10 protein-coding genes are annotated in these 11,132 nt (G+C 57.9%); 3 read left to right on the forward strand and 7 right to left on the reverse strand.

Going from position 1 to position 11,132, the window contains the following annotated elements:
* Positions 1 to 157: 157 nt before the first annotated feature.
* The 3 genes from I6F36_RS33840 to glmS all read right to left on the reverse strand — a co-directional run bounded on the left by I6F36_RS33840 (position 158) and on the right by glmS (position 4,723).
* Positions 158 to 985, reverse strand: a complete 828-nt coding sequence (locus tag I6F36_RS33840) for an Effector protein NopP (RefSeq protein WP_225144477.1) — start codon at positions 983 to 985, stop codon at positions 158 to 160.
* Positions 986 to 1,203: 218 nt separating this feature from the next.
* Positions 1,204 to 1,788 (reverse strand): beta-L-arabinofuranosidase domain-containing protein, encoded by a 585-nt coding sequence (locus I6F36_RS33845; protein WP_225144476.1) that lies wholly within the window; start codon positions 1,786 to 1,788, stop codon positions 1,204 to 1,206.
* A gap of 1,108 nt (positions 1,789 to 2,896) precedes the next feature.
* Positions 2,897 to 4,723, reverse strand: coding sequence for a glutamine--fructose-6-phosphate transaminase (isomerizing) (gene glmS / locus I6F36_RS33850; protein ID WP_225144475.1), 1,827 nt, complete (start codon positions 4,721 to 4,723; stop codon positions 2,897 to 2,899).
* A 1,014-nt stretch (positions 4,724 to 5,737) separates the two neighbouring features.
* On the opposite strand from glmS, the gene gmd reads away from it, so the two are divergent.
* Both gmd and I6F36_RS33860 read left to right on the forward strand, forming a co-directional pair.
* Positions 5,738 to 6,823 (forward strand): GDP-mannose 4,6-dehydratase, encoded by a 1,086-nt coding sequence (gmd, locus tag I6F36_RS33855; RefSeq protein WP_225144474.1) that lies wholly within the window; start codon positions 5,738 to 5,740, stop codon positions 6,821 to 6,823.
* The gene (locus I6F36_RS33860; protein WP_275945323.1) at positions 6,804 to 7,781 is read left to right on the forward strand and encodes a GDP-L-fucose synthase; all 978 of its coding nucleotides are present in this window, start codon (positions 6,804 to 6,806) and stop codon (positions 7,779 to 7,781) included. The genes gmd and I6F36_RS33860 overlap by 20 nt, the downstream gene beginning before the upstream one ends.
* A 273-nt stretch (positions 7,782 to 8,054) precedes the next feature.
* Here the strand turns inward: I6F36_RS33860 and I6F36_RS33865 are convergent, their stop codons facing one another.
* From I6F36_RS33865 to I6F36_RS33875, 3 genes are all read right to left on the reverse strand, one after another.
* On the reverse strand, positions 8,055 to 9,194 hold the full coding sequence (locus I6F36_RS33865) for an MFS transporter (protein WP_225144473.1): 1,140 nt from the start codon (positions 9,192 to 9,194) through the stop codon (positions 8,055 to 8,057).
* Between the two features lie 414 nt (positions 9,195 to 9,608).
* Positions 9,609 to 9,791 (reverse strand): hypothetical protein, encoded by a 183-nt coding sequence (locus tag I6F36_RS33870; RefSeq protein ID WP_225144472.1) that lies wholly within the window; start codon positions 9,789 to 9,791, stop codon positions 9,609 to 9,611.
* 167 nt (positions 9,792 to 9,958) lie between these two features.
* Positions 9,959 to 10,354 carry a hypothetical protein gene (locus I6F36_RS33875; RefSeq protein ID WP_225144471.1) on the reverse strand — a complete coding sequence of 132 codons (396 nt, stop codon included), beginning with the start codon at positions 10,352 to 10,354 and terminating at the stop codon, positions 9,959 to 9,961.
* On the opposite strand from I6F36_RS33875, the gene I6F36_RS33880 reads away from it, so the two are divergent.
* The gene (locus I6F36_RS33880) at positions 10,347 to 10,727 is read left to right on the forward strand and encodes a hypothetical protein (RefSeq protein ID WP_225144470.1); all 381 of its coding nucleotides are present in this window, start codon (positions 10,347 to 10,349) and stop codon (positions 10,725 to 10,727) included. The two genes, I6F36_RS33875 and I6F36_RS33880, sit on opposite strands and share 8 nt — an antisense overlap.
* 9 nt (positions 10,728 to 10,736) lie before the next feature.
* On the opposite strand, the gene I6F36_RS33885 is transcribed toward I6F36_RS33880, so the two are convergent.
* The coding region (locus I6F36_RS33885) for an IS5 family transposase (protein ID WP_225172937.1) at positions 10,737 to 11,132 on the reverse strand (396 nt) is incomplete at its 5' end.

Below are 11,132 nucleotides of genomic sequence, written 5' to 3' on the forward strand. Positions count from 1 at the left end.
AAACAAATCAGCAACCGCTAAGCCAAGAAGCACTCTGCGGACAGTATTCTGAGCCAACTCAGAGGAACTCTCAGCCGAAAAGGCGATAAACACAGAGGAGCCCGGAGCACGCTAGATTGGTCTACTCCATCGGGCCAAATCACCGGTGATCCCATTGTCACATAAAATCATCCTCATAGTCGTATGTTGAGGGGCTCGCTGAGATCTCGGTATCACTACCTTCACTGTCGTCAGCTTTGGAAAGATACCGCGCAGCAGTACCTTTGCGCTGCCATTCGCCGTCGCTATTCCTTACCCACTTATCTGACTTCGCTGGGTCAAGAACCATGTTGTCGGCGTCAACCTCGACGAATCCCATCTTTGCCGCACGGGCTCTTGCTTCCGAATTAGCCGGACGCAAATTGAGCAGCGGCTGTTTTCCGTCTAGTCGAAGCTGGTGCTCGAGCAGGATGTCGCCAGCGTTCTCGACAAGCGGATGAACGACTTGAAGATCCACAGTAGAGGTAGTCCCGGTGCGTCCAGGAAATAGCTTCTTCCACCTTTCGACGTCGAACTCGGTCATGCTGTCGCCGCCTTCCGTTCTTAGAAGTCCGACACTCTTGTTGCCCAATTGGTAGCTGAAGTATCGCGCCTTCTCGGAATCTCGGGTTCGCCCGTAGTCTTTGGCAACTTCGGCAGTTCGCCTTGCCTTGCCGGACACGAAGTCGGAGTACTCTTGGGGGTTGTTGGCGATTTTCATGATTTCGTCACCATGATAGGCCTCCGCGGCTTTTCGGAATGACTGACGATCCTCGAACTCTTTTATGGGAGGGGTTGAAACGAGCGAATACGGTCTTGTTGCCGCAGATGAACTGCTACTGGAACCAGATTCGGCTAAGCGCATATCTGCGAACGCATCCGCAAAGATGTCCGCGTCCATTTGCTCATCAGTTTCGGCATAGTCAGAGGATTGGAAGTAGGACGAGCCATTGATCCGATTATACATGGCGATTGGTGCTCCCGTCGGACATACATTTCCGCATCTAGTTTAGGCTTGTTAGGCCCAGCGGCGCTGATAGGGAGCCTGGCTTACCAAAACCTGACGTGGCCGCCCTCACGTTTGGCTTGTCATAGGGCTTCCTTTCGAACTACACAGCGGCACGCTCGTGCCATTGGCATTCATCAGGTTTGATGAGAGGCCGCGAACACCTCCGAGGAGCTCCTTTATTGGGAATTGAGCATGTCGTAGAAGTGCGGCTCCGTGCCGCGTTCGTAGCCGTACAACTGATCGCGCTCTGGGCCAAAAACTGTCCCGAGGTGGTCAGCAAGCCTGCAAACGACCTCCAGCAATCGCCGTTTGCCAGTTGCCTGAAAGAACGCGACACCTGCTTCAATCAAGTGCCCCGCGCAATAAAGTTCGTGGCACTCCGCTAGGTTGGTCCAGCGCTCCTGAGGCGCGTTCAGTATGAAATAGGTGTTGAGATAGCCGTCGCCACTGGCCGCCATCAATTCAATGAGCTCATCGGCCGCTTTCTCCAGCTCTGGATTTGGTGTCTGGCATAGCGACCATGCAGCCGCCTCAAGCCATTTTGCGACGTCACTATCCTGAAAGACCGCGCCGTGAAACTCGCCCCTCGCACGTCCGGCGGCAACGCGGAAGTTCTCTACCGCGTGGCTCGGTATCGCCCCGGGACTGCGATCGTTTAGCACCTCCCAGTGGTAGGGAATTGCCACTTCCCTTACCAGTTGCTGGCATTGCCCAATCAGCGGATCCAAGACTTCTTGATTGTGAAGATCGACTTCGGCCACATTTCTCTCGTTCCTCCTTGCCGTGTGGCGAACGGAGCCTAGTAAGCCACCTCACCACGATTGCGTCGTTGAGGTTGTGGCTCTGAGATTTGCGGCTGCACACTCGTAGTCTCGGTGCGAGGGTTCAAACGATAGAAATGGTGAGGCTGCCCTAAGGCGCCACACTCCCAGGGGCGCGTTGACAGCAGTCGTTCGACGAGGGGACAGCAATTCCCGTGCCGATTATGAGGACCGGTTCTTCTGGCAACCCGATCTGCAGCTCCGCGGAAGGAACCCGATGCGATCGCTGGCCCACCAACCGGATTTGGCGGTCGTGCTAATCCAACGTCGTCGCAAGGCTAGTCCATCCTGCTATACGAGCGGGTGACTGTCGCTGGATCAGACAGTGGCCAATAGAACTCGCCTGCCGCATATACAGCCAGGGGCGCCGCGTCCTTCCGGTGCGGCGCCCCCTGCACTTGGTTTTGGGCCCTCACCTTGCGCGGGAATGTCAGTTATCTAACGATCCATTTGATGACACGTATCAGGTCGGAGAACCGCGGTGGCGCGTGTGGCCCAACCGGATTGCGTGAACCCCTGCCACGCGCGATCGAAGGGACAAACTGGACTGCTAATCCTGAGCAATCGTCCCCGGGGTCGAAGTGCATGCTCGACGTGCCCGACATCGCGCGGATGCTGGCAATCGGGAAAAGTAAGTTGTCGCGCGTATGCGCCGCCAGTGAATAAGCTGCGACGGAGCGGCCCGAAGCTGTTGTGCACGGACTTGTTCGTCGACATCGGCGAGGTGGGAGGATGAGTTAGAGAGTATCTTTTGTGGCTTCAGGCTGATTTGGCCCTGCAAAGCAGATCGCGGGCTGGTAACCGAGAGCTGACTTCGATCTTCCAATTATCCGGAATTTCCACTTGTTATCGACCGTTCGGCTCGAACAAGAGGAAGGTAACGCTCGCTCCCAGGACGTTAGTCGGTAGACGATGATGACGCAAGCAGGGCTGACTGCTGCTCATCGGTCTGGATCGGTCTATGATTGACCTGTGATACCGGGATCGTTCTCTTTCTGAGCTCGCCCAGGCGATTCGTGGCCTCAAGGACCGACATAACACTGTAGCCTCATTCCACAGTCACCGATTTTGCTAGATTACGCGGCTGATCCACGTCCGCGCCCCTTACGAGAGCGGTATGGTAAGCCAAGAGTTGTACCGGAATGGCATAGACCATCGGCGTAAAGCGTGCGACCATCTCAGGCAGCACAATGGTCATGAGTGTGTCCACCGTCGCTTCCAAAGAACCCTTCGAATCGGTGATCAGGATGATCTTGCCGCCCCGAGCCGCAACTTCTTGCATATTCGAGACGGTCTTCTCGAAGACATCGTCATAAGGTGCGATCACCACCACAGGCACGGCCTCATCGATCAGTGCGATCGGTCCGTGCTTGAGCTCGCCGGCGGCATAACCTTGTGAGTGGATATAAGCTATTTCCTTCAGCTTGAGTGCGCCCTCGAACGCCAAGGGGGCCGATGTGCCACGACCGAGATAGAGCACGTCCCTTGAATCGGCGATATAACGCGCGAGCTTCTCGATCTGCGGCTCGATCAACAGCGCCGCAGCAATCAACCGCGGCACTTCGATAAGCTCACGCACGAGCCTCGTTTCATCGATCTCAGACAGTTTACCGCGCTCTTTGCCTGCTGCGACGGCAAGCGCCGCCAATACCATCAGCTGGCAGATAAATGCCTTGGTGGAGGCGACGCCGATTTCCGGCCCCGCCAGCGTCGGCAGAACGGATTCGCTCTCGCGCGCAATCGTCGACGTCGCGACGTTGACCACAGATATCGTGTGCACGCCCTGGTCCTTGGCGTATCGCAGTGCAGCTAACGTGTCAGCGGTTTCGCCCGATTGCGAGATGACGATCGCGAGATCGCCCCGGCGCAAAGGCGCCTCCCTATAGCGGAACTCGGACGCTACATCGATCTCGACAGGCAAGCGCGCCAGCCGCTCGAACCAGTATTTGGCGATGTGCCCGGCATAGCCTGCAGTCCCGCACGCGGTAATTGAGATGCGCTGAACGGATTTAAAGTCGAACGGCAATGTGACCGGCAGGGCGACGCGCTCGGCCGCCATGTCGAAATAATGCGCCAATGTCTTGCCGGCCACTGTCGGCTGCTCGTGGATTTCCTTGGCCATGAAGTGGCGATAATTCGCTTTGTCCACAAGGAGTGACGATACGCCAGACTTTGATGTTTCCCGCTGGACGACAGATCCGTCTGCGCTATAAATCACGCACATCGTGCGGGTAAGCACGGCCCAGTCGCCGTCTTCAAGATAGGTGATGGTGTCGGTCAAAGGCGCGAGCGCAATCGCGTCCGATCCTAGATACACTTCGCCGATACCATGTCCGATCGCAAGGGGCGACCCCTTACGCGCACCGATCAAAAGATCATCGTGGGCTTTGAAAAGGAATGCCAGCGCGAAGGCACCGCGCAGCCGTGGCAGTGACGCTTGTACCGCATCCCGCGGCGAGTAGCCCCTGTTGAGATAAGATTCGACGAGATGCGCCACCACCTCCGTGTCTGTCTCTGAGTTAAAGTGGGCTCCATTCCGCTCCAGTTCGGCTCGCAGCTCGCGGAAATTCTCAATGATCCCGTTATGAACGACCGCGACATTTTCTGTCGCATGCGGGTGAGCATTGCTCTCGGTCGGCTTTCCATGAGTCGCCCAGCGGGTATGACCGATGCCGGTATGACCCAACGGCGGATAATAGCGCAGCTGCTCTTCAAGGTTTCTCAGCTTACCTTCAGCGCGCCGGCGTTCGATACGGAGACCTTCGAGAGTCGCGAGGCCTGCGGAGTCATAGCCACGATATTCCAATCGCTTGAGCGACGCGACCAACTGGCCAACGACCGGACCACGCCCCAAAATGCCAACAATTCCACACATATCGATCAATGCAGCCCAAGTTCAAGGGGCCCGAGATCCCGCCTACAGGAATCCGATCATGAAATCGCCTGCCCGATGGTAACAGGCGTCAAGTTCGGGCTTTTTCGCGGCCGCCTGTATCGCCTCCGCATTCGCAAGCGTGAGTTAGACCTCCTTCAGCCATCATCGCTTCGGCCGACTACATTCCGCTTTTGGCTGCCGATCGAGTACAAACTGCGCAGCAGCTCTAGCTTGAATTGTTCTGTTCTACCTGAAACATTTTGCCGGCTTGGATTTAGGAGGCCCATCATACTCGAACCAAGGCAAGTTACGCTCATCGAGATTAGACGATTGGCAGCGAAGCTCTATTGTACGAGCGTAAACTTTCGATATCGAAACGTTGGAGCATCTATACCAACGTTTACTACTCTTTCTCATCTTGTCTTGTGTCGACCGCTCCACTGCCTGCCGCGAGCTTGACATTGGCAACAGCGCTGATCACGGGCGATGAATCGACCGCGAAGACCGGGTGTTCTGTCCGGAAGTTAACTTTCTTGACTACGAATTGGCGTGCAAGCTTGACTGTACGCTTGCTTGCATCCCGTCATCGGGCAAATGCATCGATGACTGCGGCTCCAGCTCGTCGCTCTCGCAAGCCGTGACGAGACCACGCGTATGCGTACTTGCGCCTGAGGTTAGATAGGAACACAGATGGTCAGCTTCTATCTCGTTGGAGATATAGCCCGGACAAGCGCGCCCTTGCGCTCGCAACCGCGATCGCATGCATCTCGCCTACTTAGGATCGTCAGAGATATAAGCCAGGATGCGAGCGTTAATTGACTTTGATGTTTTGGAGATCAATGCGTTCACACAATCCAGTCCGATTTAAAACAATGTATATAGTGTGCTTTCCTAGCTGATGTGTATGACTGGACATAACGATCGCTTTCCTCAAATTGCGGGTGGAGCGGGCTTGCGCATCTAGACTTCACGCGTTTCACAGGGCTTTTCTTTCCGGCGAAACTACGAGAGACCATGACGGTTCAGGACTCAAAGCGACGCGTTGCGCTGATCACCGGCGTCACCGGGCAGGACGGAGCATATCTCGCCGAGTATTTGCTCGGTCTCGGCTACGACGTGCACGGGATCAAGCGCCGATCGTCCTCGTTCAACACCGCGCGCGTCGATCATCTCTACCAGGATCCGCATGCCGGCAGTGTGCCGTTCCTGATGCACTATGGCGACATGACGGATTCGACCAATCTGATCCGGCTGGTGCAGCAGATCCGGCCGACCGAGATCTATAACCTGGCCGCCCAGAGCCACGTCCATGTCAGTTTCGAGAGCCCGGAATACACCGCCAACGCCGACGCAATCGGCGTTCTGCGCCTTTTGGAAGCGATCCGCATCCTCGGCATGGAAAAGGAGACGCGGTTCTACCAGGCCTCGACCTCGGAGCTTTACGGGCTCGTGCAAGAGGTGCCGCAGAAGGAAACCACGCCATTCTATCCGCGCTCGCCCTATGGCGTCGCCAAGCTTTATGGCTATTGGATCACGGTGAACTACCGTGAGGCCTATGGCATTTTCGCCAGCAACGGCATCCTTTTCAACCATGAGAGCCCGACCCGCGGCGAGACGTTCGTGTCGCGCAAGATCACCCGCGCCGTCGCCCGCATCGAGGTCGGCCTCGAGAACACGGTCTATCTCGGCAATCTCGACGCCAAGCGCGACTGGGGCCATGCCCGCGACTATGTCGATGGCATGCACAGGATCCTGCAGGTCGACGAGCCCGGCGACTTCGTGCTGGCGACCGGCGAGACGCGGTCGGTCCGCGAGTTCGTCGAGGTGGCGTTTGCCGAGGTCGGGCGCAGCATCGAATGGCGCGGCAGGGGCGTCGAGGAGGTCGGCGTGGACAAGGCCTCGGGCAAGACCCTGGTGCAGATCGATCCGACCTATTTCCGTCCGACCGAGGTTGATCTCCTGATCGGTGACGCCAGCAAGGCGCGCGCCAAGCTCGGCTGGGCTCCGAAGACGCCGTTCTCGCGACTGGTGAAGGAAATGGTCGCCAGCGATCTCGTTGAAGCCAAGCAGGATGCGACCAATGGCAAGCACGTCGTTTGAACTGAAGGGTAAGACGGTTTTCGTTGCGGGCCATCGCGGCATGGTCGGCGCGGCGCTGATGCGCCGGCTAGCACGCGAACAGGCCGATCTCTTGACGGTGCCGCGCAGCGAGCTCGACTTGCGCGACCAGGCCGCGGTGAACGCCTGGTTTGCCGCGAAGCGGCCGCAAGCCGTGTTCCTCGCCGCCGCGAAGGTCGGCGGCATCGTCGCTAACAACACGCTGCGCGCCGAGTTTCTGCACGACAATCTGGCGATATCGAGCAACGTCATCCAGGCGGCGCATGCCAATGGGTGCGAGAAGCTGATGTTCTTCGGCTCCTCCTGCATCTATCCGCGCTTGGCGCCTCAGCCGCTGCGAGAGGATTCGTTATTGACCGGCCCGCTGGAACCGACCAACGAACCCTATGCCATCGCCAAAATCGCCGGCCTCAAGATGGCCGAGGCCTATCGCAGCCAGTACGGCGCCGATTTCATCAGCGTGATGCCGACTAATCTCTACGGCCCCGGGGACAATTATCACCCCGAATACAGCCACGTCGTCGCCGCGCTGATCCGCCGCTTCCACGAGGCCAAGATTTCGGGCAGCCGCAACGTCGTGGTGTGGGGCACCGGCACGCCGCGCCGCGAATTCCTCTATGTCGATGATCTCGCCGATGCCTGCATCCATCTGATGAAGACCTATTCCTCGTCGGAACTGGTCAATATTGGTAGCGGCGAGGACATCAGCATCGCCGACTTCGCACTCATGATCGCAGCCGCCGTCGGTTTTCGCGGTGAGATCAGCTTCGATACGTCGCGCCCGGACGGCACGCCACGCAAGCTGCTCGACGTGCGTCGGCTGTCTGGGCTCGGCTGGCGCGCCACGACTTCGCTAAAGGATGGCATTCAGCTGGCATATCGGGCGTATCGGGCTGACAGCGACGGACGGCACCAGAGTGATTCGCTTGTTCCCGGATAAGGGGCGATCCCACGATCGCCCGGCGGTGAACGTCCGTCCTAGCAGACTCGCCGCTCACGTAACGATCAATCTTGCTTCGCAAGTTGACGAACGTTCATTGTCAACAGCTGCCCTCAGTTCGCCGCCAAGAACCCCTGCCGACTTGCAGGAAAAGGAAAGATCAGATCGAGACGTGCTGCCAGCAGTTGAGAGCTCATCGACTCTAAATCTCAACCGCCGACGGGCGATCACTAGCCGGAGCGAACCGGCGCTCCCTTCCTCTTGACCAATGCCTTAGCGATGGTCGGTCATCATCCTCGCCGACAGCATCACGATGGACATGAGCGCGCCTAACATCCCGAACGCCATTGGCAAGCCAAATATGTGTGCGATGAGCCCGATGCCGGCCGGCCCGACGAGTATACCCGCGTAGCCGCCTGTCGTGATGACCGCTATCGCTATGCCTGCTGGCATCACGTTCTGTTTGCCGGCGCGTCGACACAGTATGGGTACAACATTTGAAATACCCAATCCGATAAGCAGGAACCCTGCCATAGCAATCAACGCAACGGGCGCGGCTACCACGGCCAAAAAGCCTGTTACCATTAGTACAGTCCCGAGCATCAATGTGGCACGGTCGCCGATTCGCGCCACCACGGCATCTCCGCTGAGACGCCCTGCGGCCATGGCGATTGAGAAGAGCATATAACCAATGCCCCCGTGCGCCTCCGCGAGAAGATCTCGTTCAACGAGAAGCAAAGCGCTCCAATCGAGCATTGCACCTTCTACAAGAAAGGTGATACCCGCGAGCACCGCTATGAGCAACACACTGCGGTGGGGCAAGACAAATAATGGCCCCTGCTGTCTCGAACCCGTCGCCAGCAACCTCGGCCAGGCCGTCACAATCGCGATCGTTACTAATGCCGAACAGACCAACGTCGAGAGAAGCGAGCCACACTGCAGGGAGACTAACAAGGTGACCGCGGCAGAGCCGGTGACTTCCCCAATGCTGTACCGAGCGTGGAAGCCGGACATCAATAGACGGCCCGTGGCGCGCTCCAGTTCAATCGCGTGGATGTTCATTGCTACATCGATCGAGCCGAGTGAAACGCCGAAAGCAAATAGCGTGGCACCGAGCCTTACAGGTGTGTCGGAAATTGCAAGGCACGGCAGAATGATCGCGAGTCCAAGTCCACCCGCGAGGATAATGGGCTTGCTGCCGTACCGCGAGTTCAACACGCTGGTCAAAAGCATCGCGACGACAGATCCCGTTCCGAGACAGAGCAGCAGTAGACCAAGCATGCGGTCATCCGCCGCGAGCCGCTCCTTGGCGAGTGGCACCAAAGGCGCCCAGGCCGCGAGGCCGAATCCGGCCACAAAAAATGTCAGGCGTGTCCCAAGCAGGCCGGCAGACAAATTGGCACATGGTATCACGGACGCTCCTGAGAGAACGGACTCGCGGGCGCGGCGCCCCTCATCCTGCGTGCGTCGCCTGCAAGCGACGCGCGGCTCGACGATGATGGCCTCAAGTTGACGTTCTTCATCCCTGCAAATGCGATGCCGTCACAAATGCTGAACTGCGTCACACGGAGAGCGACAAGTAGGGGTGATCGTCGAGCCCCTGGGGATGGCGGTGTTTCGGCCAATCTCTCCCGGATGAGCTGGCCACACGAGGGCAATGATTTTTGCTGGTCTGCGACAGCCAAATCGCAACGCTCAGCATGCTTGTCGCAACGCCTACAAAGCCGACGGCGCCCCAGGCCTCTATGCAGTTGGCGCTAACACGGCCGTCCTTTTTCCGACAACTTTGCACAATCGGAAGCTCTCATCACGAGTGGCGGCGCTGTCTCAAGAGATCACTACAACGAGCTCCGCTACCACGCGCAAGCGGTTAATGTCGGCCCCGATGGTTTTGATATTCGTTCGTCCCTGGTTTCCGGCCGCCAGATGGTTCCCGCGCAGCCATTGGGCCTCAGTTCGTTTGTTCTGGGCCAGCGTGTCGCCGCCGGCAACAGCCACTTCGAGTAGCATGGCGGCATCAGGGCTGTCCTGTGTCCCGGGTTCCCGGCGGCGGTGGGCTGGGCCGTCTGGAGCAATCAACCAGATTTGCAAGCCATCATCATCGCCGCCGAAGAGGGCGGCGTCGATCAGGTCCAGGACGCGCGCGCATTCGATACCGAGTTGCCCGCCGGCATCGTTCAGGTGCTTATATCCGCAGTTCGCCGAGATGAGATTGGATTGTGCGTTGTAAAGAACAAGTATAGCAGGCAGAGATCGATCAGTATCGCCGCCGCCATCACGCTATAAGCCCAGGCGCTCTGCACTAGATCGAGCTCAATCAGCACCCGTGACAAGCCGAAGCCCACGATCCAAGCATCAAAGCTCATACAGATGCGTCGGAATATCTCCGCATCAAGCCGGCGAATGACGTAGGACCCCAGCGGGACGCCAAGCATGACACTCGGTACAAAAACATAGAGCAAGCTGCCGCTTTCGTAAATGAACAAGCCGAGCTGATAATAGACGAAGGCGGTAACGCTCGATTCCACCACGCGAACCAGCGCTAGGCCGGCGCGAAATTCGTGTTTGACCAAGCCCTGGTTGTTTAAACAGCATCGCTATGGGAGGCCCGGAGATTGTCGTCAGCGAATAGAGAACGCCCAGCATCCACCCGAATGGCAGGCCGATCAGCCAGCTTGCTCCGATAGGACGGCGCCAACCCGCAGCTTGCAGCAGGATCAGGGGCAGAATGATCGTGTAGGTGGCGAATTTGATCCAGCCCGGCTGAAGCGAGGTCAAGGCATAGCCGCCGAGCGCAACGCCCGGCAAGAGCCCGAGCAAGATGGGAAACACTCGTCTCCAAACCACCCGCACGCCCTTCAGATTGATGAGGAGGACGTAAACGTTGACGAAGACCTCGATGATGACAATGGCGGGGTTGAGAATGCGATTGGTGTAGAAAACTAGGGCTCGGACTCAATTGATCCAATAGGCAACGATGGCGGCGAGATGGATGGCAGCCAAGAAGTTCCTGGCTAGTTTGTCGTAGCGAGTTGAGACACGCCTGAAATCCTTGAGGCGGCAGAAACAGCGCTCGATGACGTTGCGCCCCTTGTAGGCGCGTTTGCTGAAGCTGTGGAGAGTGACCCTGTTGGATTTGTTTGGAATGACGGGCTTGGCACCACGATCGACGATTTCGGCTCGAAAGCCGTCGCCGTCGTACCCTTTGTCGCCAATGAGGGCAAACATGGGTGGCGCGAGTTCCAAAAGGGCTGGCGCTGCGGCAATATCAGCGTCCTGGCCTGGAGTGAGATGAAATGCGCAAGGTCTGCAGTCAGGGTCGCTCAGCGCGTGGATTTTCGTGGTCCGCCC

Source organism: Bradyrhizobium sp. BRP19, assembly GCF_020194195.1.
Taxonomy (GTDB): Bacteria; Pseudomonadota; Alphaproteobacteria; order Rhizobiales; family Xanthobacteraceae; genus Bradyrhizobium; species Bradyrhizobium yuanmingense.